Origin of the sequence: Azorhizophilus paspali, from assembly GCF_043587585.2 — a bacterium.
GTDB lineage: Bacteria > Pseudomonadota > Gammaproteobacteria > Pseudomonadales > Pseudomonadaceae > Azotobacter > Azotobacter paspali.
In genome coordinates, this window is sequence record NZ_CP171449.1 from 356,803 (window position 1) to 381,930 (window position 25,128).

The following is a 25,128-nucleotide window of genomic DNA, read 5'->3' on the forward strand; positions in this document are numbered from 1 at the left end:
CAGGTCAAATGTTTTGTTAAGTGTTTTCAAGTGATTCTGCCGCGAAGCAAGGGTCGATTTCTTGGCCGGACTTACCGAAATGCGCAAAAAGCCCCGTACTTCTAGAGGCTGTCGCAAAACCCATTATCAAGCCTGCGAGATGATCGAGATTGAAGCGCTGGCGCGAAGCAAGGAACGTAGGCGCCAATGCGCCGTGAGCGTTCGCATGGCACGTAAGGCTGCGAGCATAAGCACAGATCGCTCCTTCGACAGGGCCACGGCCCTCGACAGGTTATGTGCCATCACGCGCAACGCAAACGCTCGACTGACCGCTGCCAGCCCTCGCCGCCGAAACCGATTCAATCTTTGCTGACAACGCAGGCTGCTGAACACCGGCTCGACGATCGCCTTGCGCTGGCTGAAGGCGCGGCGGGCCTGCGGATGCTGCATCACCATGCGAAGCGCTTCCCGTCGTTGATCCTCCGGATAGCGCTTGATGCGCCTGCCCTGGGCTGCCTTTGTACATCTCGCGCGCAACGGGCAACCGCCACGGGTGCCTGCTCCATGGACCCGGTGTTCCCGCGTGTTCATGGTTTTTCTGGCGCTCGCTTGCCGTGTCAGGATCTGGCTAGCCGGACAGCGTCTGCAGGTTGCGGTAAGGCACCACCGGGATCAGCGGGCCGAACTGCTCCTCCTGGTAGACGCGCATGTCCGCGCTCACCGGGTAGAGCAGCGCCGGGTAAAAGAAGGTCTCGCGCACCTCGCCGCCGCCGGGGTTGACCACCTTGGCGCCCTTGGCCTGGGCGTCGGCCACCAAGGTGGCGAGGAAGTCGCTCTTGCCCGGTTCGGGCAGCGGGGTCAGCGCCACGCCCGGCTCCCAGGGCATGCCCGGCTTGAGCGCGGCGGGTTTCTGGTTGAACTTCTCAAGGAAGGCATCGACCACCTGTTCGTGGACGAAGAGGATCTTCAGCGCCGTGCAGCGCTGGCCGTTGAACGACAGCGCGCCGGTAATCGCCTCGCTGACCGCGTTGTCCAGGTCCACTTGCGGCAGGACGATGCCGGGGTTCTTGGCGTCCAAGCCGAGCGCGGCGCGCAGGCGGTGCGGGCGCGGGTGCAGCTTCTTCAGGTCGCTGGCGGCCTTATTGGTGCCGATGAAGGCGAACACGTCGATCTGGCCGGTTTCCATCAGCGCTCTGACGGTCTCGCGGCCGCGCCCGTAGATGAACGTTGATCACCCCGGCCAGCATTCTTGTCGAGGGCGGCGTCGAGGGCGAAGGTCTGGCCCTTCTCCAGCAGCACCTTGCCGTCGGCGAAGCGCGAAATGCGGATCTTCGGCCCCTGCAGGTCGGCGAGGATGGCGACGAAGCGCCCGTATTTGGCGGCTATCTCGCGGACCAGGGCGGCACGGGCCTGGTGTTCCTCGGCCTTGTTGTGGGAGAAATTTAGACGCACCACGTCGACCCCGGCCTTGACCAGGCCTTCGATGGCTTCGGGGTTTCGGTGGCCGGGCCGAGGGTGGCGACGATCTTGGTTCCGCGCTGCATTGGTCTGCATCCTCTTGGGATTGTCGATGTTCCCCGTAAAAGCCTCAGGAAGCCAGGACATGGGCTTCGAGATGTCGGGTTGTGGCATCCAAATAGGCGCGCAGCCGCTCCTGCTCTTCCAGGCTCAGGAACAGACCGAGCTTGCTGCGCCGCCAGAGGATGTCCTCGGCTTCCCGCGCCCATTCCTGCGCGCACAGGTAGTCCACTTCGCGGGCATGCAGGGTGGCGCCGAAGTGTTCGCCGAGATCGGCGGGGCCGTTGACGTCTTCCAGCAGGCGCCAGGCTCTGCTGCCGTAAGTGGTGGCCCAGCGCCGGGCGAGTTCCGGAGCGAGCCAGGCATGACGTTGGCGCAATTGGTCGGCCAGGGTTCGGCTGTCGCTCATTTGCTCGCCACCCGGCAGCGGCTTTTCGGCGGTCCAGCGCGCTTTCATCTGTGGGAAGAAAGGCGCCAGTTGCTCCAGGGCCGCCTCGGCCAGTTTGCGATAAGTGGTGAGCTTGCCGCCGAACACCGACAGTAGCGGCGGCTCGCCCGGACTGCCCGACAGCGCCAGGGTGTAATCGCGGGTCACCGCCGAAGGGTCGGCCGATTCGTCGTTACACAGCGGACGCACCCCTGAATAGCTGTGCAGGATGCTGTCCCGGCTCAGTTGGTGCTTGAAGTGTCGGTTGACCACCTTGAGCAGGTAGTCGGTCTCCTCCTCGCTGATCCGTACCTGCGCCGGGTCGTCCCGGTACTCGCGGTCGGTCGTGCCGATCAGGGTGAAGCGCTCCAGATAAGGGATGGCGAAGACGATGCGGCGGTCCTCGTTCTGCAGAATGTACGCATGCTCGCCCTCGTACAGCCGCGGCACGACTAGGTGGCTGCCCTGGATCAGGCGGATACCGTAGGGGGCCTTCTGCTGCAGGCCGGTTTCGATGAAGCGCGCCACCCAGGGGCCGGCCGCGTTCACCAGTGCTTTGGCGCGGATCGAGAAGGCGCTGCCGTCGGCGCGCTCCAGTTGCAGGTGCCAGTGATCCCGCTGGCGGCTGGCAAAGAGGCAACGGGTACGGGTATGCACCTGGGCGCCATGCTCGCGGGCGGCCATGGCGTTGAGTACGACCAGGCGGGCGTCGTCGACCCAGCAGTCGGAGTATTCGAAGCCGCGGCCGATCTCTGCCTTGAGCGGGCTGCGGGCGCCGAAGCGCAACCCGCGCGAGCCCGGCAGCTTCTTGCGCTTGCCCAGGTGATCGTAGAGGAACAGGCCGGCACGGATCATCCAGGCCGGGCGCAGGTGTGGCCGGTGCGGCAGGACGAAGCGCAGCGGCTTGACGATGTGCGGGGCCTTGGCCAGCAGGACTTCGCGTTCGGCCAGTGCCTCGCGGACCAGGCGGAATTCGTAATGTTCGAGGTAGCGCAGGCCGCCATGGATCAGCTTGCTGCTGGCGGAGGAAGTGTGCCGGGCGAGATCGTCCTGCTCGCAGAGAAACACCGAAAGACCGCGGCCGGCGGCATCGGCGGCGATGCCTGCGCCGTTGATACCACCACCGATCACGGCGATATCGTAGAACTCGGTATTGGAGGAATTGGAAGGGCTCATGCGAATTACCTTTGCTGAAGCGAAAAATGAATTTTCGTTTTCGAAAATACTATGGCAACAAATCGAACACTACTACGCCTGTAGGTGAATGTTTTCGAACTTTATTGTGGCAGCCGAATGACGAGGCGACCGGGTCAAGAAGGCGAAGCCTGGGCGTGCCGAGGCAAGAGAGGCAGCAGGCGGAGGCTAGCAGGGCGACGGCCTACGGGAGGTCGTGTGTCAGGTGCGATGGTTCAGCGCCCGCGCGCCGGCGAGATTAGAGAGGGGCGAAGGAGGTGTCCGTTGCCTCGGCGGAGGCTGGTGCGTTCAGACGACTTCCAGCCTGACCTTGTGCTCGGCCAGCAGTTGGACCAGCCGCGAAGCTGGCTGGGCGTCGGTGAAAAGGCGGTCGACCTGGGTAATGGCGCCGAGGCGGACCATCGCGTTGCGCCCGAACTTGCTCGAATCGGCGGCAAGGAACACCTGACGCGCGTTGTCGAGGATGGCCTGGGAGACGCGCACTTCGCGGAAGTCGAAATCCAGCAGGCTGCCGTCCTCGTCGATGCCGCTGATGCCGACCAGGGCGTAGTCGACCTTGAACTGCTGGATGAAATCCACCGTGGCCTGGCCGACGATGCCGCCATCGTTGCGCACCTTACCGCCGGCGACCAGGACCTCGAAGCTTTCCTTGGTACTGAGAATGCCGGCCACGTGCAGGTCGTTGGTGATCACCTTCAACGCTTGATGGCCGAGCAGGGCGCGGGCGATCGCCTGGGTGGTGGTGCCGATGTTGATGAACAGCGAGGCGTGATCCGGCACGACCGCGGCGATGGCTTCGGCGATGCGCCGTTTCTCGTCGTGCATCTGGCCGGCACGCATGGCGTAGGCGGTGTTCTCCACGCTGGAGTCGTAGGCGGCCCCGCCGTGATAGCGGCGCAGCAGCCCCTGTTCGGCGAGCTGGTTGATGTCGCGGCGGATGGTCTGCGGCGTGACGGTGAAGGAGTGAGCCAGCTCTTCGATGCTGACGTAGCCGCGTTCGCGGACCAGGTCGAGGATGTTCTGTTGGCGGGGCGCTAGGCTCATGCGGCATTCCTTGTTTGCGCCCGCAGTATACCCTAGCGGGTAGTGCCGCAGCCTGGACGTCCCCCCGTCCGCTACGGCGGTGAGCTAGTCGTCCTCGGCCCAGCGCTGGCTGCGCAGCACCGCCTTCTTCCAGCCGGCACTCAGCGAGCGGCGTTTCTCTTCAGAGCAGGCCGGCTCGAACACCCGCTCGATCCGCGCCTTGTCGCGCAGTTCGTCGAGGCTGCTCCAGAAGCCGGTGGCCAGGCCTGCCAGGTAGGCGGCGCCGAGTGCGGTGACTTCCTTCACTGCCGGACGCTCGACCGGCGTGCCGAGCAGATCGGCCTGGAACTGCATGAGGAAGTTGTTGCTCACCGCGCCGCCATCCACGCGCAACGCCTTGAGACGCTCGCCAGCGTCCCGCTGCATGGCGTCGAGCACGTCGCAGGTTTGGTAGGCGATGGATTCGAGCGCGGCGCGGATCAGGTGGTCGGCTTTCACGCCGCGGGTCAGGCCGAACACCGCGCCGCGTGCGTAGGGGTCCCAGTAGGGGGCACCCAGGCCGGTGAAGGCCGGTACCAGGTAGACGCCGTTGCTGTCCTTGACCTTGGTAGCGAAATATTCGGAATCGAACGAATCGTTGATTAGCTTGAGCTCGTCGCGCAGCCATTGCACCGTGGAGCCGGCATTGAAGATCGCCCCTTCCAACGCGTAGGCGACTTCCCCGCGCGGCCCGCAGGCGATGGTGGTAAGCAGCCCGTGGCCCGAGCGCACGGCCTTGGCGCCAGTGTTCATCAGTAGGAAGCAGCCGGTGCCGTAGGTGTTCTTGCCCTGGCCGGGCTCCACGCACATGTGGCCGAAGAGCGCGGCCTGCTGGTCCCCGGCGATGCCGGCGATCGGGATGCCGTCGTCCTCGTCGCCGCCGGCGATGCAGGCATGGCCGTAGACCTCGGAGGACGACCTTACCTGCGGCAGCATCTCGCGCGGGATGTCGAGGGCCTTGAGCAGGCGCGTATCCCAGTCCAGCGCGTGGATGTCGAAGAGCATGGTGCGCGCGGCGTTGGTGAAGTCGGTGACGTGCACCCGGCCCTGGGTCATCTTCCAGATCAGCCAGGAGTCGATGGTGCCGAACAGCAATTCGCCGCGCCGCGCACGCTCGCGGCTGCCCTCGACGTGGTCGAGGATCCATTTAATTTTGGTTGCGGAGAAATAGGGATCGATGACCAGGCCGGTATGTTCCCTAACATGTTCCTCCAGACCGTCGCGTTTGAGTTCCTCGCAGATCGCGGCACTGCGTCGGCATTGCCAGACAATGGCGTTATGGATCGGCCGGCCGCTCCGTTTGTCCCAGATCACCGTGGTTTCGCGCTGGTTGGTGATGCCGATGGCGGCCACCTGCCGGTGCTCGATGCCCGCCTGGGCCAAGGCTTCCACCAGGGTGGCGCTCTGCGTGGCCCAGATCTCCATGGGATCGTGCTCGACCCAGCCCGACCGCGGATAGATCTGAGTGAACTCGTGCTGAGCCACGCTGACGACGTTGGCGTCGCAATCGAGCACGATGGCCCGGCAACTGGTGGTGCCTTGGTCCAGGGCGACGATGTAGCGCTTGTTGTTGGTCTGGGTCATGACGGTGGCCTTCTGAAGTGGAGGGATCGGACTCGGGCCTTGCAGGCCGGCGAGGCGGCGTCTTCCGGTCCGGCGCGGCCGGGCAGGTGGCAGGCGATCAGCCCGCGGTAGCCCGCCGTGCCCAGGCAGGCACCGAGCAGTGGCGCGCTCAGGGGGACGAGGAAATAGGGTACTTCGCGTCCGCCGCTCAAGGCGATATCGCCCCATCCGGCCAGGAAAGCCATCAACCTGGGGCCGAGATCGCGGGCCGGATTCATGGCGAAGCCGGTCAAGACCCGCGATCGGATGCCTTTCGGGGCGCCTCAGGGAATGGCGGATGCGCTCTCCACGGATTGCGCGGTACTGCCATCCGAATGTGGATGGCGTATTGCTGCTCGATACGGACGTTCCGCTGCATTGGTGCGAGCCTCGCCCTCTTTCCAATGTGGCTCTGCTGAGTCCACGGCGAGATCAGTGGTTCCCTCGTCCGTTGTGCAGAAGCGCGAATCGTTGCTGGGAAAGGGCGAGGTTCCCGTCACCGAAAATAGCGCTCGAAAAAGCGCGCGCTACCGATCTTCAGCCTTGCCTGGTAGGCCTCGTCGATCAGATCGCTCGCGAGGTCGCAGTCCGTGATGCCGGAGATGCGGATTCGCTCGATCTGCTCGGCCAGCCACGGCAGGAGTTCCTCCCGGGTCAGGAGTGTCGGACCGAAGGTTTCTTCCAGCCGATCGACCAGATTGGTGAGCCGGTAGAGCTGATAAACCTCCGCCGCCAGTTCCGCCGTCGCGCCTCGCCTGGTCCGGGGGGCTTGGTGGTCGGTCAGCAGGGCGGCCAGGTCGTTCTTGTCGTCCATTTTCTTGCTCCAGCCTCGCGCGCGATCATGGCTCCCGGCAGGTCGGGTGGTTTTCGGGTGGGCACTCCACCGCCTTGGCTGCCGGAATAGCCGTATGGCAAGGCATTGCCGTGCAGTATGGATAAAAAGACTTCATTTTTTTTCACGAAATTTTCACGAAATATTATGGCCTACTTTTAAGGCATCGCTACCGTTGTCGTTGAAGGTTCACACGCAATATGACGAGTGGAAGCTGTGGGAAGTTGGCCGATGCAACCTTGGGGCACCCCGGCCGCCGCCCGTCGCCTGTCTGCGCCGGCAACTTCTTCGCCCCATGCTGCGGCCTCCGTCCATACAGGGAGCGGTACATGAAGTCGAAAACGCTTGCCGCCGCGCTGCTGGCGCTCGGGCTGGTCGGAGCGGCGCTCGCCGGGGCCAGCCGCCGTTCGGCCTCGAATTGTCGCCGCTGGGCAGTTTCCACAGCGGGCTGTTCGATCAGGCGGCGGCCGAGATCGTCGCTCACGATCCGTCCAGCCAGCGCCTGTTCGTGGTCAATACCGCCAGCGCTCGGGTGGAAATGCTGGACATCCGCGACCCGGCGACGCCGGCGCTGCTGTTCAGCATCGGCCTGTCGGCCTACGGTTCGGTGGTGAACAGCGTGGCGGTGCATGGCGACCTGATCGCGGCGGCAGTGGAGGCGCGCACCAAGACCGATCCGGGCAAAGCGGTGTTCGTCGAGAAGCGGCGCTTATCGATCAATGGAGGCCGCTACTTTGTCGTGACGTAGTGACCAACACCGGTGGCGACCCAGTCCTCAACTCGCAAACCGGGCACACAGTCGAATTCGCTGCGGTTGTTGGTGACGACAATCAGGTCTTGGGATCGAGCATGGCCCGCGATCATCTGATCGTAACGGCCTATCAATCCGCCCGTTCTGGCCAACCCGGCATGAAGCTGGCCGGTATGCGCCGCAGCTTCCTGACCGTATTTCAGGACTATCCACAGCGTCGACGGGCGGGACTCTCCGGCCTGGAGCCAGGATCATCGGCCGCTCGACGGCAGCCGTGCCGGTCCCGTGGAGGGCATCGTCGCGAGCAGGTCGGCCTTCTTCTTCTGAAATCAGCCCGGTTGCTTCGGCCGCCAGGCGCAATGGCCCGGCCTGGGGCCGATGGTCGGGTGGTTGCGGCAGGTGTCTGGTCGCTGCGCGTAGCAGGTGCACAGGCGGCTGCGCTGATCCAGGTAGAGGCAGTCGCCGTTGCTGCGGCGGGCGAGGGTGAATACTTCCCGCTTGTGGTTGAAGTGCTCGACGCTGCCGGCCTTCATCAGCCGACGGGCGACCTGCTTAGATGGCTCGCCCTGCTCGAAGGCGTCGGCCAGGCCCAGGCGGATCAGGTCGGGAAGGCGTACTTCCACCGGCAGGCTGCAGCAGGTGGCCCGACAGTCCTGGCACAGGCTCTGGCGGTACTTGACCCAGGTTTCCAGGCGCTCGGGGTCGGCGGCGGCGAGGATCGGCGGCTTCTTCATCGGTGGGCGGCAGTGGTGGAGGGCGCGCGATGATAGCGATAAATCCGCTCGTCGGCGCATCCGCCTGGCGGCTTCGCCCGCTTTGTGCATGCTTGATTGGGTGGGTGCATGTTGTTGCGCCGCCGAGGGTCGAACCCTTGTTCCGTCATTGCCCAGCGAGGTTGCCGTTATGCCCGAGGTGTCGCCCGTTCCCGAAGAAGTCGCTGCATTCCGCGCGCGTATCATCGACAAGCTGAAGTATGCGGTGGGCAAGACTCCCGAACACGCCGTCGGTTTCGACTGGTTCGAGGCCGTCGCCCTGGCCACCCGCGACCATCTGGTGGAAACCTGGATGGATCACGCCAACCGCGCTTACCGCCAAAGCAGCAAGCGCGTCTACTACCTGTCATTGGAGTTTCTCGTCGGGCGCCTCCTGCAGCCTACCCTGAGCAACCTAGGCCTGCTCGAGGTCGCGCGAGCCGCGCTGGCCGAACTGGGCATCGACTTAGAGCGCATCCGCGACCTCGAACCGGACGCGGCGCTGGGCAACGGCGGCCTCGGCCGGCTGGCGGCCTGTTTCATGGAAAGCATGGCGACCCTCGGCATTCCCGCTTACGGCTACGGCATCCGCTATGACTACGGGTTGTTCCGCCAGGTCATCGTCGACGGCTGGCAGCAGGAGCAGACCGAGACCTGGCTGGAGTTCGGCAATCCCTGGGAGTTCGAGCGGCCCGAAGTCAGCTACCGGATCAGCTTCGGCGGCAGCGTGGTCTGCACGGAGGGCGAGGACGGGCGGCAATGCCATGTCTGGCAGCCGGCCGAGGACATGCGCGCCATCGCCTACGACACGCCGATCGTCGGCTGGCGCCGGCACAGCGTGAACACCCTGCGCCTGTGGCGCGGCCGGCCGGAAACCAACCTGCATCTGGAGCGCTTCAACGCCGGCGACCACCTCGGCGCGGTGGCCGAGTCGGTGCGCGCCGAGAGCATCTCGCGGGTACTCTATCCGGCCGACGACACCGCTGCCGGCCAGGAGCTGCGCTTGCGCCAGGAATACTTCTTCGTCTCGGCCTCGCTGCAGGACCTGCTGCGCCGCCACCTCAAGCAGCGCGGCAGCCTGCTCGACCTGCCCGAGTACGCTGCGATCCAGCTCAACGACACCCATCCGTCGATCGCCGTGGCCGAGCTGATGCGCCTGTTGCTCGACGTCCACGGCCTGGATTGGGACAAGGCCTGGGAACTGACCGTGGCGACTCTTTCCTACACCAACCACACGCTGCTGCCTGAGGCCCTGGAGAGCTGGCCGGTGGCGTTGATGGAGCGTCTGCTGCCGCGCCACATGCAGATCATCTACCTGATCAATGCCCAGCACATCGATCGCCTGCGCGCCCAAGGCATGCACGATTTCGACCTGCTGCGGGCGGTCTCGCTGATCGAGGAGGAGCTCGGCCGACGGGTGCGCATGGGTAACCTGGCGTTTCTCGGTTCGCACTGCGTCAACGGCGTCTCGACGCTGCACACCGAACTGATGCGCAAGACCGTGTTCGCCCAGTTGCACGGCCTCTATCCCGAGCGGATCAGCAACAAGACCAACGGCATTACCTTCCGCCGCTGGCTCTACCAGAGCAACCCGCGGCTCACCGCGCTGCTGGTCGATACCCTTGGCGAAGCGCTGCTCGACGATCCCGAGCACCTGCTCGGCGGGCTCGAGGCGCAGGCCGGGCAGATCTCCTTCCACCAGCACTTCCGTACCCTGCGCCGGCAGAACAAGGAGGCGCTGGCTCGGCTGGTGCAAGACCGCCTGGGCGTCGTCCTCGATCCCGAGGCGCTGTTCGACGTGCAGGTCAAGCGCATCCACGAGTACAAGCGCCAGTTGCTCAACCTGCTGCACTGCGTGGCGCTGTACCAGGCGATCCGCGACGAGCCGGGCGTGGACTGGGGCCCACGAGTGAAAATCCTCGCCGGCAAGGCGGCGGCCAGCTACCACCAGGCCAAGTTGATCATCAAGCTGGCCAACGACATCGCCCGCACGGTGAACGGCGACCCCACGCTGCGCGGCCGGCTCAAGGTGGTGTTTCTGCCCAACTACAATGTCAGTCTGGCGGAGATCATCATCCCCGCGGCGGATCTCTCCGAGCAGATCTCCACCGCCGGCATGGAGGCGTCCGGGACCAGCAACATGAAATTCGCCCTCAACGGCGCCCTGACCATCGGCACCCTGGACGGCGCCAACGTGGAGATGAGCGAGCGGATCGGCAGCGAAAACCTGTTCATCTTCGGCCTCGGCGCGCAGCAGGTGGAGGCGCGCCGGCGTTCCGGCGAGGTCGGCGGCGCGGCCGCCGTGGCCGCCTCGCCGCGGCTGTCCGAAGTGCTCACGGCGATCCGCAGCGGAGTCTTCTCGCCGGACGATCCGGGGCGCTACGCGGGGCTGGTCGACGGGCTGCTGCAGCATGACAACTTCATGGTCTGCGCTGATTTCGACGCCTACTGGCAGGCCCAGCGCGAAGTCGATGCGCGCTGGCGCGTGCCCAGCCAGTGGTGGCGTTCGGCGGTACTGAACACCGCGCGGATGGGCTGGTTCTCCTCCGACCGCACCATCCGCGAGTACGCTCGCGAGATCTGGCGGTTGCCGGAGTGAGCCGGCCCCGAGCCGTATCGATTGTTGCGATGCTGAACCTGCGCCGGCTGTTCCAGTCTGAGTGAGGCATCGCCCACCCTGTCGCGTTAAAATGCGCGAATTTTCCAGCCCCCGGAGTCATTTACATGTCCCGCGTAACCCTGAGCCGCTACCTGATCGAGCAGACTCGCAGTCACAACACCCCGGCCGACCTGCGCTTCCTCATCGAGGTGGTGGCGCGTGCCTGCAAGGAAATCAGCCATGCAGTGTCCAAAGGCGCGCTGGGCGGGGTGCTCGGCAGCATGGGCACCGAGAACGTGCAGGGCGAGGTGCAGAAGAAGCTCGACGTGATGTCCAACGAGATCCTCCTGGAGGCCAACGAGTGGGGTGGCCACCTGGCCGGCATGGCTTCCGAAGAAATGGACTCCGCCTATCAGATTCCCGGCAAGTACCCAAAGGGCGCCTACCTGCTGGTGTTCGATCCGCTGGACGGTTCCAGCAACATCGACGTCAACGTCTCGGTCGGCACCATCTTCTCGGTGCTGCGCTGCCCGGACCAGTACCTGACCCAGAACGACAGCCTCAACGAGCAGGCTTTCCTCCAGCCGGGCACCCAGCAGGTGGCCGCCGGTTACGCCATCTACGGCCCGCAGACCATGCTCATGCTGACCCTTGGCAATGGCGTCAAGGGCTTCACCCTTGACCGCGAGCTGGGCAGCTTCGTGCTCACCCACGACAACCTGAGCGTGCCGGAAACCACCGCCGAGTTCGCCATCAACATGTCCAACCAGCGCCACTGGGAGCCGCCGGTCAAGCGCTACGTGGACGAGTTGCTGGCCGGCAAGACCGGCCCGCTGGATAAGAACTACAACATGCGCTGGATCGCCTCCATGGTGGCCGACGTGCACCGTATCCTCACCCGCGGCGGCATCTTCATGTACCCGCGCGATGCCCGCGAGCCGAGCAAGCCCGGCAAGCTGCGGCTGATGTACGAGGCCAACCCGATGTCCTTCATCATCGAGCAGGCCGGCGGCGCCGCCACCGACGGCAGCCAGCGCATCCTCGACATCCAGCCCGAATCTTTGCACCAGCGGGTCGCGGTGTTCCTCGGTTCGAAGGCGGAGGTCAAGCGCATCACCGACTATCATCTGGAAGGGTGACCCCTGGTGCCGCGGCGTGCCGGCCGCGGCTTTTACGAAACGTTGATGTCATCCGGGAGGCTATCGTGTCAGGCTTGTGCTTCACCCTTGCCAGGATGTCCGTCGATGTCGCTTCGTTTCGCCCTGCTGTCCTTCTGTCTCCTGCTGGCCGCCTGCGACGGCGGGCTCAACCAGGAGAACTATTCCCGGCTCAAGCCCGGCATGCTCCGCGGCGAAGTCGAGCAGATGCTCGGCAAGCCCGCCGAGTGCTCCGGGGCCCTCGGTTTCTCCAGTTGCACCTGGGGCGACCAGCGGACCTTCATCAGCATCCAGTTCGGCGGCGATAAGGTGTTGATGTTCTCCGGGCAGGGCCTGCGATGAAACGCACGGGGGCGTGGCGCGCGCTCGGCCTGGCCGCTCTCGGCCTGCTGCTCGGCGGTTGTGCCTACTGGGAACGGCAGCCGCCGGCCACGGCCGGCACAGTGGATCTCGAACGCTACCAGGGTACCTGGTACGAACTGGCGCGCCTGCCGGTGTCGTTCCAGAGCCGCTGCCGCCAGGCCGAGGCGCATTACCGCCTGCTGTCCCCCGGTGTTCTGGCCGTGCACAACCGCTGCCGCACGGCCGCCGGCGAATGGCTGGAGGCCAGTGGTACGGCTCGCCCGCTCGAGCGGGGGCGCACCGACCGGCTCCAACTGCGCTTTTACAATGTCTTCGGCTACGGCTTCCCAGTGTTGGCCAAGGGCGACTACTGGGTGCTGCATGTCGACCCGGACTATCGCCTAGCCCTGGTCGGCAGTCCCGATCGCGAATTCCTCTGGATACTTTCCCGCGACACCAGCATCACCCCGCAGGACCGCGAGCGCCTGCTCGGCTTGGCCCGCGAGAGGGGCTACGAAACCGAATTGCTGATCTGGCGCCCTGGGGATTGAACGCTCGCCATTTCCCCTCGGTGCAAGGAGTCTCGATATTGTCCCCGCGCAACCTCTTCCGGCCGCTGCCCGATGCTTCGGCGGGCGAGCGCTTCGACGACTTGCTCAGCCTGCCCGGTTGCCGAGTCGAACGCATCGTCTCCCAAGGGCAGGCCAGCCCACCGGGCTTCTGGTACGACCAGGATTGGGACGAGTGGGTATTGCTGCTGGCCGGCAGCGCAGTGCTGCGCCTGGAAAGCCAATCGCAGCCGATCGCCCTGGCGGTGGGCGATCACCTGCTGATCTCGGCGGGCGAACGCCATCGCGTCGAGGCCACCGCCCCGCACGGTCCGACGGTCTGGCTGGCGGTGCACGTGCCGCCGGTCAAGGCAATCGGTTGACCTCCAAAAAGCGCGCGGCGAAGGCTTCGGGAATCGGCACCACCTTGCTGGCCCGGTAGTCGAAGAACACGAAGCCGTACTTGGCCAGGGCGATCAGCGCGCCGTCCGCCGGGCGGCTGACGCGGAACAAGATGTCGCCGCCGTAGCGGTTGAAGTCCGCCAGGCCCACCTCGAACGGCAGCCGGTCGCGGGCGTGAGCCTTGGCTTTGTAGAGGGTGGCGAGGTCGGTGACGATGATGCCGGGACCTTCGCTCTCGGCGCCGCTGTCGTCGATGCCCTGGGCGTACAGGAAACCCGAGCGCGCCTCGGAGAGCATCGAGATCAGGGTATCGTTGCCCAGGTGACGGGCGCCATTGATGTCGCTGCCGCTTACGCTCATCTCGGTGCGGTAGAGGAGGGCGTGCGCGGGGAATTCCAGGTGCCGTCGGGCCATGGAGTGCTCTCGGATGTGGATGGAGGTTCGAACCCGATAGCGCGTTGCCGGTGGCCGCAGAAGCGCGCCAAGGCGATGATCTGGCGGCTGCGCGGCAGTGCGATGTTCAGCCTGGTGGCCAGTTCGAGCACGGCCTCGCCGATCGCCGCCAGTTCCAGCGGGCGTCCTCGCGCATGGTCCTGCCGCATCGAGGTGCGTACCGCGCCCATGGCCGCGCCGCGGGCGGGAAAGCCCGGCAGGTCGAGTTGCGCGCTGTAGGCGGCGGCGACCCGTAGGCCCTCGTGCAGCAGATCGCAGACCAGTTCGTGCAGGTTGGGGCTGGTGTAGATCTCTTCCAGGGTGGTGGCGCCGATCACGTCCGGAGTCGACGTTAGGCCGGGGCGCGGCGTTCCGCAAAAATGGTGGCAGGTGCGGCATTCCCCCGATTTGGCGCATGCTCCCGGCTCTTTTCGAGGCTATGATGCCGGCTACCCCAGGACGGATGGTCCTGTTCAGCCTTGGAGCAGAGCATGCAAACCGTGTATCCGGAGATCAAACCCTACGCCCGCCACCAATTGGCGGTGGACCATCCCCACGAACTGTACGTCGACGAGAGCGGTTCGCCGGACGGCCTGCCGGTGGTGTCCATCCATGGCGGGCCGGGGGCGGGCTGCGACAGCATGAGTCGGCGCTTCTTCGACCCCAACCTGTACCGCATCGTGACCTTCGACCAGCGCGGCTGCGGCCGCTCGACGCCCTACGCGAGCCTGGAGAACAACACCACTTGGGATCTGGTGGCGGACATGGAACGCATCCGCGAGCATCTGGGCATCGAGCAATGGGTGCTGTTCGGCGGTTCCTGGGGGTCTACCTTGGCGCTGGCCTATGCCCAGACCCATCCGGAGCGGGTGAAGGCGCTGATCCTGCGTGGCATCTTCCTGTGCCGGCCGCAGGACTTCCACTGGTTCTACCAGGAAGGCGCCAGCCGGCTATTCCCGGACTTTTGGCAGGATTACCTGGCGCCGATCCCGCCGGAGGAGCGTGGCGACCTGATGCAGGCCTACCACAGGCGCCTCACCGGTACCGACGAGATCGCCAAGATGCACGCGGCTAAGGCCTGGTCCACCTGGGAGGGGCGCACCGCCACCCTGCGGCCGAACCCGGACGTGGTCGAGCGTTTCCACGAGCACGCCCTGTCCATCGCACGCATCGAGTGCCACTACTTCGTCAACAATGCCTTCCTCGAGCCCGACCAGTTGCTGCGCGACATGCCGAGGATCGCCCATCTGCCAGGGGTGATCGTGCATGGCCGCTACGATGTGGTCTGCCCGCTGGACAATGCCTGGGAATTGCACCGCGCCTGGTCGAACAGCGAGCTGCTGATCATCCGCGATGCCGGGCATTCGGCCGGCGAGTTGGGGATCGCCGATGCTCTGGTGCGCGCCACGGACACACTCGCCAAGCGCCTGCTCGGCGTGCCGCCCGAGGAGGCCTGATGAAGGCGCTGATCCAGCGGGTTGCCGAGGCTCGGGTGACGATCGCTGGCGAGGCGGTCGGCGCCATCGGTCCGGGCCTGCTGGCGCTGGTCGGCATCGAGCCGCAAGACGACCGGGAAAGCGTCGGGTGGATGCTGCACCGGCTGCTCAACTACCGGGTGTTCGCCGATGCCGAGGGGCGCATGAACCTGTCCTTGGCTCAGGTCGGCGGCGGCCTGCTGCTGGTCTCGCAATTCACCCTCGCCGCCGATACCCGCAGCGGCCTGCGCCCGAGCTTCTCCAGCGCCGCGCCGCCGGCCCAGGGCCAAGCGCTGTTCGAGGCGCTGCTGGCGCTGGCCCGCGAGCGTCACCCGCAGGTCGCCGGCGGGCGCTTCGGCGCCCATATGCGGGTCGAACTGGTCAACGACGGTCCGGTGACCTTCCTGCTCGAGGCTTGAGCCGGCCCGCCGGCTCTAGACCATTGTCCTCCAGCCATTCCAGGGCGTATTCGCGTAGCCGCCGGCGCCGGTAGAGGTGCCAGGCCTCGCGCATCCGGGGAAACTGCTCCAATCCGTAGTCGAAGGTGCGCAGCGGCCGGCGCCCGCTCAGGGCGCGGCTGAGCAGGGGGTGCGCATGCGGATCGGGCTGGGTATAGAGGAACTCCTCGCGCATCGCCAGGCTCTTGACTCCGGGCAGCGGTTCGATGGGCAGGTAGCGTTCGGGTTGCACGTCGTACTTCTCGGCGCTGCCCGGAATCGGTGCCTCGGGGCCGACCACGAGGATCTCGCCGGTATCCAGGTCTAGGTAGTGATCGACGACTTCGTCGCCTTCCAGGGCGTTTTCCAGTCGTTGCAGGTCGATGGTCAGAAGCATGGCGATCTCCAGCCGAGGGAACGATGCGCCCAGCTTAACGGCTGCCAGGCCGGGTGCGCCAAGGCCCGACGGGCGGCCGTTTCCGTGCGTGGCCAGGGCTGCCAACATGGCCCTGCCCTGTGGCGGGTATTTCCCGAGGTTGTATGGCCGTCCCGTCCCGAAGCGTCGGACCGCTGCCGGCTTTGCTGACGAGGTTCGATAATCCGCCTTCGCCGTGAATGGGTCTGGCCTGTGGAGCCTGTACTGCGTGCCCTTTGCGATGAGCCCCTGCATCCGCGCTGGTGCCGTTGCCGCCTTTACCGACAAGGACGGCCGGTCGATACCGCACCGACGCAGTGCTCTTTCGAGGCGCCAGGCAAGCATGCGTTCGCTTGTCTGACAGACAAACGGGCACATGGAGATGGAATTCCGTTATTAGCACTTCGGTCCCAAACCCCTAGTGTCCTGGTGCCGTGCTTTGCAAGCCCGCCTTCGTTCTTGTGTCGGACAACAGGAGGATTCATGTTTTCCCGTTCGGTTTTTTCCGTATCACGCAACCACCCTCCGTATGGATTGTTATTGGCCGGGCTGCTCGTCTTGGCGCTGGAGCCCGCCCCGGCCCAGGCCTTCGATCTGGACGACGTGGCCGAAAAGGCGAAAAGCCTGGCCGCCGAGAAATTCGCCGCTCCAGCCAGTAACCTGCCTGCCGAGTTCAGCGAAATGACGTTCGCCGACTACCAACAGATCCGCTTCCGTCCGGACAAGGCCTACTGGTCGGACAGGAAGACGCCCTTCAAGCTGAGCTTCTATCACCAAGGCATGCACTTCAACACGCCCGTGAAAATCAACGAGATCGCCGGCGGCGGGGTCGCGGAAATCCCCTATGACCCCGCACGCTTCGATTTCGGCACCCTGCACTTCGACCGCAACGCGACCAGAAATCTGGGCTACGCCGGCTTCCGCGTGCTCTATCCGATCAACGGCGCGAACAAGCGCGACGAGATCACCACCTTCCTCGGCGCCAGCTATTTTCGCGTGGTCGGCAAGGGCCAGGCTTACGGCCTGTCGGCCCGCGGCCTGGCGATCGACACGGCGCAGCCTTCGGGCGAGGAGTTCCCGCGCTTTCGCGAGTTCTGGATCGAACAGCCGAAGCCGCAGGACAAGCATCTGACGATCTTCGCCCTGCTCGACTCGCCACGTGCCACCGGCGCCTATCGCTTCGTGCTGCATCCGGGCCGCGACGCGGTGGTCGATGTCCAGTCCCGGCTGTTCCTGCGCGAAAAGGTCGGCAAGCTGGGCCTGGCGCCGTTGACCAGCATGTTCCTATTCGGCGGCAACCAGCCTCCGGCACAGCCCAACTACCGTCCGGAGCTGCACGATTCCAGCGGTCTGCAGATCCATTCCGGCAACGACGAATGGATCTGGCGCCCGCTGAACAACCCGAAGCACCTGTCGGTGAGCAGCTACAGCGTGGAGAATCCGAAAGGCTTCGGTCTGCTTCAGCGCGGCCGCGAATTCTCGCGCTACGAGGACCTGGACGACCGCTACGACCTGCGTCCGAGCGCCTGGGTCGAGCCGCAAGGCGACTGGGGCAAGGGCAGCGTGGAGCTGGTCGAGATCCCCACCCCGGACGAAACCAACGACAACATCGTCGCTTTCTGGAGTCCGGCCAGCCAGCCGGAGCCGGGCCAGCCGCTGGACCTGAACTACCGCCTGCACTGGACCCGTGACGAGCCGGGGCTGCACGACCGGGATTCCGCCTGGGTCGAGCAGACCCTGCGCGCGGCGGGCGACGTGAAGCAGAAGAACCTGGTCCGCCAGCCGGACGGCAGCACGGCGTTGGTGGTCGACTTCGAGGGTCCCGCGCTGAAAAAGCTGCCGCCGGATGCGCCGCTCCGCCCCCTGCTCGGCGTCGACGGCAATGTCGAGGTGAAGGAGAACAGCCTGCGTTACAACCCGGCTACCAAGGGTTGGCGCCTGATACTGCGGGTCAGCGTCAAGGATCCGAAGAAGCCGACGGAGATGCGTGTCGCGCTGGTCAACGGCGAGAAGACCCTGACCGAAACCTGGAGCTACCAGTTGCCCGCCAATGAATAATCCGACGCCTTTCGAGACTCCGCTGGCCGAATACCTCGAACATCTGCCGCTGGATGCGCTGGAATGCGAACGTCTGGCCGATGCCGATTCGCTGGCCGAACTGCATCGCCGGCTGGCCGGAGCGTCTGCGGCGCCGGCCGCCGATCCCGCTTTGGCCTCGGCCGCCAGGCGCCTCGGGCTGGGTGACCGCGAACGGGACGGGATCGACATGGATGACGCCGGCCGTCCCTGCCTCAAGGCCGCACCGCCGATCCGGCGCACCAAGGTCGTTCCCGAGCCCTGGCGAACCAATGTATTGGTACGTTTCTGGTACCGGCTCACCGGCCGGCGGAGTCCGCCCAGGCCGACCCGCGATCTGCCGAAGGCTCGTTGGCAGCGGGTCGGCTCGCTGCGCCGGCTCATCCTGCTGGTGCTGATGTTGGGCCAGACCGCCCTGGCCACTTGGTACATGAAGGGCATCCTGCCCTATCAGGGCTGGGCCTTCGTCGATCTCGCCGAGATCAGCCGGCAGAGCTGGCAACAGAGCCTGCAACAGGTCTTGCCGTATATCCTCCAGTTCGGCGTGCTGTTTCTCTTCACCATCCTGTTCTGCTGGGTTTCGGCCGGCTTCTGGACGGCCTTGATGGGCTTCTGGGAACTGCTCAGCGGGCGTGACCGTTACCGCATTTCCGGCAGCAGCGCAGGCGACGAACCAATCGCCGCCGAGGCTCGCACGGCCATCGTCATGCCGATCTGCAACGAGGACGTGGCGCGCGTGTTCGCCGGCCTGCGGGCGACCTACGAGTCGCTGGCCGCCACTGGCGAGTTGGCGCGCTTCGACTTCTTCGTCCTCAGCGACAGCAGCTCGGCCGACATCGCTGTCGCCGAGCAGCAGGCTTGGCTCGAACTGTGCCGCGAGACCGGCGGCTCCGGGCGCATCTTCTATCGCCGGCGCCGGCGCCGAGTGAAACGCAAGAGCGGCAACATCGACGACTTCTGCCGGCGCTGGGGCAGTCAATACCGCTACATGGTGGTGATGGATGCCGACAGCGTGATGAGCGGCGAGTGTCTGACCAAGCTGGTTCGACTGATGGAGGCCAATCCCGAGGCCGGGATCATCCAGACTGCGCCGAAGGCCTCTGGCATGGACACGCTCTACGCACGCTTGCAGCAGTTCGCCACCCGCGTCTACGGCCCGCTGTTCACCGCCGGCCTGCATTTCTGGCAGCTCGGCGAGTCGCACTACTGGGGACACAACGCGATCATCCGTGTCAAGCCGTTCATCGAGCACTGCGCGCTGGCTCCGCTATCGGGCAGGGGGGCATTCGCCGGGGCGATTCTTTCCCACGACTTCGTCGAGGCCGCCCTGATGCGGCGCGCCGGCTGGGGGGTGTGGATCGCCTACGATCTGCCGGGCAGCTACGAGGAACTGCCGCCGAACCTGCTCGACGAGCTCAAGCGCGACCGCCGCTGGTGCCAAGGCAATTTGATGAATTTCCGGCTGTTCCTGGTCAAGGGCATGCACCCGGTGCACCGCGCGGTGTTCCTTACCGGGGTGATGTCCTATCTGTCGGCTCCGTTGTGGTTCGCTTTCCTGGTGCTCTCCACCGCGCTACTGGCGGTACATCAGTTGATGGAGCCGCAGTACTTCCTGGCGCCCAGGCAACTCTTCCCGATCTGGCCGCAATGGCACCCGGAGCGTGCCATCGCGCTGTTCTCGACCACCCTGACGCTGCTGTTTCTGCCCAAGCTGCTCAGCGTGATTCTGGTCTGGGCGAAGGGGGCCAAGGCCTACGGCGGAGCTTTCAAGGTAGTCTTGAGTATGGTGCTGGAAATGCTTTTCTCGATGCTGGTGGCGCCGGTGCGCATGCTTTTCCACACCCGCTTCGTGATCGCCGCGTTTCTCGGCTGGTCGGTGCAGTGGAAGTCTCCGCAGCGCGACGACGACGCTACCACCTGGAGCGAGGCCGTGCGCCGGCATGGCGGGCAGACCCTGCTCGGCATTGCCTGGGCGCTGCTGGTGGCCTGGCTGAACCCGCGCTTCCTCTGGTGGCTGTCGCCCATTCTGGGGTCGCTGATACTCTCCATTCCGGTTTCGGTGGTCACTAGCTGGGTCGGATGGGGCCTGCGCGCGCGTCGCGGCAGGTTATTCCTCATCCCCGAGGAGTACGATGCGCCGCCCGAGTTGCGCGCCACCGAGCGCTACACCGGGGAGAACCGGCAGCGGGCGTTCGGGAACGGGTTCATCCGGGCGGCCGTCGACCCGTGGTTCAATGCCCTGGCCTGCGCCATGGGTACGGCGCGGCACGGCACGGCCGAGGCCATCGAGAGGCGGCGTCGCGAGCGCGTGGAACAGGCGCTGGCCGCCGGACCGGAAGGACTGGACGGCGAGAGCCGCCTGGCCCTGCTGAGTGACCCGGTGGCCTTGGCGCGCCTGCATCTGCAGTTGTGGGAGGAGGGCCGGGAGAATTGGCTAGCCCCTTGGCGCCAGCCGTTGACCGGCGCCTGCCGAAGCGGCGTGGCGAACGGGAGCACGTCGGAGACGGCGGGATTGCTGCTGGCGAGATAGGGATGGATGGCTGCCGCGCGCGCCCGAAGTCGCAGGGCTTGGCGCCAGCCCCGAGCCTGGGCGGGCGCTTAACGGCTCCTGTGGTACGGGTGAGTCAGGACCCGCTGCTTGGCGGCGGCTGATTTCCCAGGCTATGGCGGAGGTGGGAATCCGGCCGGGGACACCGGGTTTCTCTTATCACTTTGCTTCCAAGTCGGTCCTGCGAAAGGCCGGAGGCTGTTATCCTGCTCGACCGGAAATCGCTCGTCGTCTTTCCCGGCGTTTTTCGAAGGATTTGGTTAAGAATATTTAAACATATGAATTTAAAAGAAAAATCAATCACTTGCGGCTTTCCGCAAATCTCTGGTTTTCTCTATTTTTTTCAATAGATTAGAGTGGCTGGCCGACAGTCCCGTCCATCCCTTCCTTCAGCCATGCCCGAGCCTTGCGCAATGACGTCGATGATCGCTTCATGCCGCGGCCTGCTGCTGGCCGGTTTCGCCTTTTTGGCGCAAGGCGTCGCTCCGGCCTGGGGCTTCGACTTCGGCGAAGTGGCCGAACGAGCTAGGCGCCTGGCCGGCGAGCCCTACGTCGCTCCGGTCAGCAACCTGCCGGCCGAATTCGCCGGAATGGCCTTCGCCGATTACCAGCAGATCCGCTTCCGGGCCGAAAAGGCTTACTGGACCAACGAGAAGACCCATTTCAAGCTGGGCTTTCACCATCAAGGTATGCATTTCGCCACTCCGGTGCGCATCAACGAAGTGGTGGCCGGCCATGCCAAGGAGATCGAATACGACCCCTCGCGTTTCGATTTCGGCTCGCTGCGCATCGATCCCAAGACGGTCGGGAAGCTCGGCTATGCCGGCTTTCGCGTGCTTTATCCGATCAACCGTGCGGACAAGCAGGATGAGGTCGCCACCTTCCTCGGCGCCAGCTATTTCCGTGTGGTCGGCCAGGGGCAGGTGTTCGGCCTCTCCGCTCGCGGCTTGGCGCTCGACACCGCGCTACCCTCCGGCGAGGAGTTTCCGCGCTTTCGCGAATTCTGGATCGAGCGTCCGAAGCCCCAGGATCGTCATCTGACCATTTTCGCCCTGCTCGACTCGCCGCGCGCTACCGGCGCCTACCGGATGGTCCTGCATCCGGGCCAGGACACCTGGGTGGATGTCGAGGCGCGGCTCTTCCTGCGCGGGCCGGTCGGCCGGCTGGGCCTGGCACCGTTGACTAGCATGTTCCTGTTCGGCGACAACCAGCCGTCGCCGCAGGCCAATTTCCGTCCGCAGATCCACGACTCCAGCGGCCTGTTGATCCATGACGGCAACGGCGACCGGATCTGGCGCCCGCTGCAAAATCCGCAGCAGTTGACGGTCACCCCCTACAGCGTGGAGAACCCGCGCGGCTTCGGCCTGCTGCAGCGTGGCCGCGAGTTCTCCGATTACGAAGACCTGGACGATCGCTACGACCTGCGCCCGAGCGCCTGGATCGAGCCGCTGGGCCAGTGGGGGGCGGGCAGCGTGGAGCTGGTCGAGATCCCCACCCCGGACGAAACCAACGACAATATCGTCGCCTTCTGGCGGCCGAAGAGCGTGCCCGCGCCTGGGCGGCCGCTGGACTTCGCCTACCGCCTGCACTGGACCCGCGACGAGGCGGCGCTGTATGCCGGCAGCTCGGCCTGGGTCAGGCAGACCCTGCGTTCGCGGGGCGAACTGAAGCAGCGCAACCTGATTCGCCAGGCCGACGGCAGCACGCTGCTGCTGGTGGATTTCGAGGGGCCGGCGCTGCAGGCGCTGGCGCCGGACACGCCGCTGGCCAGCCAAGTCAACGTCGATAACAACGGCGAATTGCTGGAAAACAGCTTGCGCTACCACCCGGCCATCCGGGGTTGGCGCCTTACCCTGCGTTTGAAAGTCAAGGACCCACAGCGGCCGGTGGAGATGTACGCCGCATTGGTCAAGGGCGACCGACGCCTGACCGAAATCTGGAGCTACCAGTTGCATGCCAAAGAATAATCCGACCTTTCGTCAGGCTCCGCTGGATGAGTATTTGCGCCATCTGCCCCTGGCCGCGGCGGAGCGCGGGCGTCTGACCGATGCCGACTCGCTCGCCGAACTGCACTGCAGACTGGCCGGCGGCGCCCGGGCGGGGCTCGGCGATGCCGCCTTGGCCTCGGCCTCCCGGCGCCTGAGCGAAGGCTACGGCGACGAACCGGTCGCCACCGGGCGGCTTGCCAGCGATGCCGCCGGCCGTGCCTGTCTGGCGGCCGCGCCGCCGATTTGCCGTACCCCGGTTGTCCCCGAGCCTTGGGACTGCAATCCGCTGCTGCGCCTCTGGCGCCGCTTCACCGGCCGCCGCAACCCGTCGCCGCCGCGCGATCTGCCGCCGGTGAGCTGGCAGCGGGGCGCCTCGCGGCGCAGGTTGCTTCTGTTGCTGCTGATGCTGGGACCGACCGCGTTGGCCACTTGGTACATGCGCGACATCCTGCCATGCTGCGACTGGTCCTATTCCACGATCGCCCAGTTCGTCGAAGGCACCCCGCCAAGCCCCTGGCAGAGCCTGGGCACGGCGCTGCCGTACCTGCTCGAGGGCAGCGTGCTCGGCCTCTTCGCGCTGCTCTTCGGTTGGGTCTCGGCCGGTTTCTGGACGGCGGTGATGGGCTTCTGGGAGTTGTTGCGCGGGCGTGGGGGCCGGCACATCTGCGCCGCCGAGGCGGGAAGCGGGCCGATTCCCGCCGAGATACGCACGGCCATCGTCATGCCGATCTGCAACGAGGACGTGGCGCGGGCCTTCGCCGGCCTGCGGGCGACCTACGAGTCGCTGGCCGCCACTGGCGAGCTGGCGCGCTTCGACTTCTTCATCCTCAGCGACAGCAGCTCGGCCGAAATCGCCGCCGCCGAGCAGCAGGCCTGGTTCGACCTGTGCCGCGAGACCGGCGGCTCCGGGCACATCTTCTATCGCCGGCGCCGGCGCCGGGTGAAACGCAAGAGCGGCAACATCGACGACTTCTGCCGGCGCTGGGGTAGCCAGTACCGCTACATGGTGGTGATGGATGCCGACAGCGTGATGAGCGGCGACTGCCTGGCCACGCTGGTACGGCTGATGGAGGCTAATCCTGAAGCCGGGATCATCCAGACCGCGCCCAAGGCTTCCGGCCGCGACACCCTCTATGCGCGCATGCAGCAGTTCGCCACCCGCGTCTACGGCCCGCTACTGACCGCCGGCATGCATTTCTGGCAGCTCGGCGAGTCGCACTACTGGGGACACAACGCGATCATCCGCATCGAGCCGTTCATCGAGCACTGCGCGCTGGCTCCGTTGCCGGGGCGCGGGGTGTTCGCCGGGGCGATCCTTTCCCACGACTTCGTCGAGGCCGCCCTGATGCGACGTGCCGGCTGGGGCGTGTGGGTCGCCCACGATCTGCCGGGCAGCTACGAAGAGCTGCCGCCGAACCTGCTCGACGAGCTCAAGCGCGACCGCCGCTGGTGCCACGGCAACCTGATGAACTTCCGCCTGTTTCTGGTCCGCGGCATACATCCGGTGCACCGCGCGGTTTTCCTCACCGGAGTGATGTCCTATCTGTCGGCGCCGCTGTGGTTCGCCTTCCTGCTGCTCTCCACCGCACTGATGGCCGCACACCAGTTGCTGATGCCTCAGGATGCCGCCAGCGTGGCGGGAGCGTTCCCAGCCTGGATGCCCTGGTATCCCCAGGAAGCGATGCTGCTGTTCTACAGCACCCTGACCATGCTGGTGCTGCCCAAGCTGCTCAGCCTGGTATTGGTCTGGATCAAGGGCGTCGGCCCCTATGGTGGGACGCTCCGGGTGACCCTGAGCGTGCTGCTGGAGATGTTCTGCTCCGTCCTGCTGACGCCGGTGCGGATGTTCTTCCATAGCTGCTTCGTGATCGGCGCCTTCCTTGGCCGTTCGATCCAGTGGAAGTCGCCGCGTCGCGACGACGGCTCCACCTCCTGGGGCGAGGCGCTGCGCCGTCACGGCGTGCAGACCCTGATCGGCATCCTCTGGGCCTTGCTAGTGGCTTGGCTGGGCCCGCATTTTCTCTGGTGGCTGGCGCCGATCGTCGGTTCCCTGATGCTGTCCATCCCGGTATCGGTGCTTTCCAGCCGGGTCGGCCTGGGGCGGCGCCTGCGTGCGCTGAAGCTGTTCCTCATCCCCGAGGAGCACGATGCACCGCTCGAGTTGCGCGCCACCGAGCGCTATACCCGGGAAAACCGCCAGCGGGCGCTGGGCGGCGCCTTCGTCCGGGCGGTGGTCGACCCGCTGGACAATGCCCTGGCCTGTGCCATGGCCACGACACGCCATGGCCGGTCGCTGGCGATCGAACGGCTGCGCGCGGAACGCGTGACTCATGCACTGGCCGTCGGTCCCGAGCGGCTCGATGACCGGGCACGACTGGCTCTGCTCGGCGATCCGGTGGTCCTGGCGCGCCTGCACCTGCAACTCTGGGAAGAGGGCTGGGAGAACTGGCTAGCGCCTTGGCGACGCTCGCTGGGCAGCCTGTACCGGAGCAGCGACCGCCCGCTGGTCGCTCCTCCGGGCAGCCAGACGAAGCCGGCGGTCGACGGGGTGCGGATGGCCGGGTGAGGAGTGTCGGGCGTCCATTCGTCGGG

Annotated in this window: 21 protein-coding genes and 4 pseudogenes; 12 read left to right on the forward strand and 13 right to left on the reverse strand. The window is 65.8% G+C overall.

Going from position 1 to position 25,128, the window contains the following annotated elements; genetic code table 11:
- Positions 1–126: 126 nt before the first annotated feature.
- From ACGI6K_RS01855 to ACGI6K_RS01890, 8 genes and pseudogenes are all read right to left on the reverse strand, one after another.
- Positions 127–570 (reverse strand): transposase, encoded by a 444-nt coding sequence (locus ACGI6K_RS01855; RefSeq protein WP_376945345.1) that lies wholly within the window; start codon positions 568–570, stop codon positions 127–129.
- Positions 571–616: 46 nt separating this feature from the next.
- Positions 617–1,217 (reverse strand): annotated as a pseudogene (locus tag ACGI6K_RS01860) (aldehyde dehydrogenase family protein); the annotation flags it as partial.
- 1 nt (position 1,218) lies between these two features.
- A pseudogene (locus ACGI6K_RS01865) lies at positions 1,219–1,523 on the reverse strand (pyruvate kinase); the annotation flags it as partial.
- Between the two features lie 44 nt (positions 1,524–1,567).
- The gene (glpD, locus tag ACGI6K_RS01870) at positions 1,568–3,100 is read right to left on the reverse strand and encodes a glycerol-3-phosphate dehydrogenase (protein WP_376945343.1); all 1,533 of its coding nucleotides are present in this window, start codon (positions 3,098–3,100) and stop codon (positions 1,568–1,570) included.
- Between the two features lie 306 nt (positions 3,101–3,406).
- Positions 3,407–4,162, reverse strand: a complete 756-nt coding sequence (locus ACGI6K_RS01875; RefSeq protein WP_376945341.1) for a DeoR/GlpR family DNA-binding transcription regulator — start codon at positions 4,160–4,162, stop codon at positions 3,407–3,409.
- A gap of 84 nt (positions 4,163–4,246) precedes the next feature.
- Positions 4,247–5,764 carry a glycerol kinase GlpK gene (gene glpK, locus ACGI6K_RS01880; RefSeq protein ID WP_376945339.1) on the reverse strand — a complete coding sequence of 506 codons (1,518 nt, stop codon included), beginning with the start codon at positions 5,762–5,764 and terminating at the stop codon, positions 4,247–4,249.
- A pseudogene (locus tag ACGI6K_RS01885) lies at positions 5,761–6,036 on the reverse strand (aquaporin); the annotation flags it as partial. The pseudogene ACGI6K_RS01885 and the gene glpK, both read right to left, overlap by 4 nt.
- Before the next feature lie 242 nt (positions 6,037–6,278).
- Positions 6,279–6,596, reverse strand: coding sequence for a hypothetical protein (locus tag ACGI6K_RS01890; protein WP_376945337.1), 318 nt, complete (start codon positions 6,594–6,596; stop codon positions 6,279–6,281).
- A 436-nt stretch (positions 6,597–7,032) separates the two neighbouring features.
- Here ACGI6K_RS01890 and ACGI6K_RS01895 point away from each other — a divergent pair, with 436 nt between their 5' ends.
- Positions 7,033–7,362: a choice-of-anchor I domain-containing protein gene (locus ACGI6K_RS01895; protein ID WP_376945335.1), complete on the forward strand. Its 330-nt coding sequence runs from the start codon at positions 7,033–7,035 to the stop codon at positions 7,360–7,362.
- On the opposite strand, the pseudogene ACGI6K_RS01900 reads toward ACGI6K_RS01895, so the two are convergent.
- Both ACGI6K_RS01900 and ACGI6K_RS01905 read right to left on the reverse strand, forming a co-directional pair.
- Positions 7,344–7,571, reverse strand: a pseudogene (locus ACGI6K_RS01900) (hypothetical protein); the annotation flags it as partial. The gene ACGI6K_RS01895 and the pseudogene ACGI6K_RS01900 sit on opposite strands and share 19 nt — an antisense overlap.
- 123 nt (positions 7,572–7,694) lie before the next feature.
- A complete protein-coding gene (locus tag ACGI6K_RS01905) occupies positions 7,695–8,099 on the reverse strand; it encodes a YkgJ family cysteine cluster protein (RefSeq protein ID WP_376945333.1) in 405 nt (134 codons plus the stop codon).
- A 169-nt stretch (positions 8,100–8,268) separates the two neighbouring features.
- On the opposite strand from ACGI6K_RS01905, the gene ACGI6K_RS01910 reads away from it, so the two are divergent.
- The 5 genes from ACGI6K_RS01910 to ACGI6K_RS01930 all read left to right on the forward strand — a co-directional run bounded on the left by ACGI6K_RS01910 (position 8,269) and on the right by ACGI6K_RS01930 (position 13,146).
- Positions 8,269–10,716 carry a glycogen/starch/alpha-glucan phosphorylase gene (locus ACGI6K_RS01910; RefSeq protein WP_376945331.1) on the forward strand — a complete coding sequence of 816 codons (2,448 nt, stop codon included), beginning with the start codon at positions 8,269–8,271 and terminating at the stop codon, positions 10,714–10,716.
- 125 nt (positions 10,717–10,841) lie between these two features.
- Entirely contained in the window at positions 10,842–11,855 is a 1,014-nt protein-coding gene (locus ACGI6K_RS01915) for a class 1 fructose-bisphosphatase (protein ID WP_376945329.1), read from the forward strand.
- A 105-nt stretch (positions 11,856–11,960) separates the two neighbouring features.
- Positions 11,961–12,215: a hypothetical protein gene (locus ACGI6K_RS01920; RefSeq protein ID WP_376945327.1), complete on the forward strand. Its 255-nt coding sequence runs from the start codon at positions 11,961–11,963 to the stop codon at positions 12,213–12,215.
- Complete coding sequence (locus ACGI6K_RS01925) at positions 12,212–12,766, forward strand: lipocalin family protein (protein ID WP_376945325.1); 555 nt, start codon at positions 12,212–12,214, stop codon at positions 12,764–12,766. The genes ACGI6K_RS01920 and ACGI6K_RS01925 overlap by 4 nt, the downstream gene beginning before the upstream one ends.
- 38 nt (positions 12,767–12,804) lie before the next feature.
- Complete coding sequence (locus ACGI6K_RS01930) at positions 12,805–13,146, forward strand: cupin (RefSeq protein WP_376945323.1); 342 nt, start codon at positions 12,805–12,807, stop codon at positions 13,144–13,146.
- Here ACGI6K_RS01930 and ACGI6K_RS01935 read toward each other — a convergent pair.
- The gene (locus tag ACGI6K_RS01935; protein WP_376945321.1) at positions 13,130–13,579 is read right to left on the reverse strand and encodes a thioesterase family protein; all 450 of its coding nucleotides are present in this window, start codon (positions 13,577–13,579) and stop codon (positions 13,130–13,132) included. The two genes, ACGI6K_RS01930 and ACGI6K_RS01935, sit on opposite strands and share 17 nt — an antisense overlap.
- Positions 13,522–13,935: a ketopantoate reductase family protein gene (locus ACGI6K_RS01940; RefSeq protein WP_376945319.1), complete on the reverse strand. Its 414-nt coding sequence runs from the start codon at positions 13,933–13,935 to the stop codon at positions 13,522–13,524. Before ACGI6K_RS01940 ends, ACGI6K_RS01935 begins: the two co-directional genes overlap by 58 nt.
- Positions 13,936–14,088: 153 nt before the next feature.
- Between ACGI6K_RS01940 and pip the strand changes: the two genes are divergently transcribed.
- Complete coding sequence (pip, locus tag ACGI6K_RS01945; RefSeq protein ID WP_376945317.1) at positions 14,089–15,054, forward strand: prolyl aminopeptidase; 966 nt, start codon at positions 14,089–14,091, stop codon at positions 15,052–15,054.
- Entirely contained in the window at positions 15,054–15,491 is a 438-nt protein-coding gene (gene dtd / locus ACGI6K_RS01950) for a D-aminoacyl-tRNA deacylase (protein ID WP_376945315.1), read from the forward strand. Before pip ends, dtd begins: the two co-directional genes overlap by 1 nt.
- Here the strand turns inward: dtd and ACGI6K_RS01955 are convergent.
- Positions 15,454–15,906, reverse strand: coding sequence for a UPF0158 family protein (locus ACGI6K_RS01955; protein ID WP_376945313.1), 453 nt, complete (start codon positions 15,904–15,906; stop codon positions 15,454–15,456). The genes dtd and ACGI6K_RS01955 overlap by 38 nt on opposite strands.
- A 501-nt stretch (positions 15,907–16,407) precedes the next feature.
- On the opposite strand from ACGI6K_RS01955, the gene ACGI6K_RS01960 reads away from it, so the two are divergent.
- The 4 genes from ACGI6K_RS01960 to mdoH (ACGI6K_RS01975) all read left to right on the forward strand — a co-directional run bounded on the left by ACGI6K_RS01960 (position 16,408) and on the right by mdoH (ACGI6K_RS01975) (position 25,102).
- Positions 16,408–17,982: a glucan biosynthesis protein G gene (locus ACGI6K_RS01960; RefSeq protein WP_376945311.1), complete on the forward strand. Its 1,575-nt coding sequence runs from the start codon at positions 16,408–16,410 to the stop codon at positions 17,980–17,982.
- On the forward strand, positions 17,975–20,530 hold the full coding sequence (gene mdoH, locus ACGI6K_RS01965; RefSeq protein ID WP_376945309.1) for a glucans biosynthesis glucosyltransferase MdoH: 2,556 nt from the start codon (positions 17,975–17,977) through the stop codon (positions 20,528–20,530). The genes ACGI6K_RS01960 and mdoH (ACGI6K_RS01965) overlap by 8 nt, the downstream gene beginning before the upstream one ends.
- Positions 20,531–20,961: 431 nt before the next feature.
- Complete coding sequence (locus ACGI6K_RS01970; RefSeq protein ID WP_376945307.1) at positions 20,962–22,515, forward strand: glucan biosynthesis protein G; 1,554 nt, start codon at positions 20,962–20,964, stop codon at positions 22,513–22,515.
- Positions 22,502–25,102 carry a glucans biosynthesis glucosyltransferase MdoH gene (gene mdoH / locus ACGI6K_RS01975; protein ID WP_376945305.1) on the forward strand — a complete coding sequence of 867 codons (2,601 nt, stop codon included), beginning with the start codon at positions 22,502–22,504 and terminating at the stop codon, positions 25,100–25,102. The genes ACGI6K_RS01970 and mdoH (ACGI6K_RS01975) overlap by 14 nt, the downstream gene beginning before the upstream one ends.
- Positions 25,103–25,128: the final 26 nt, after the last annotated feature.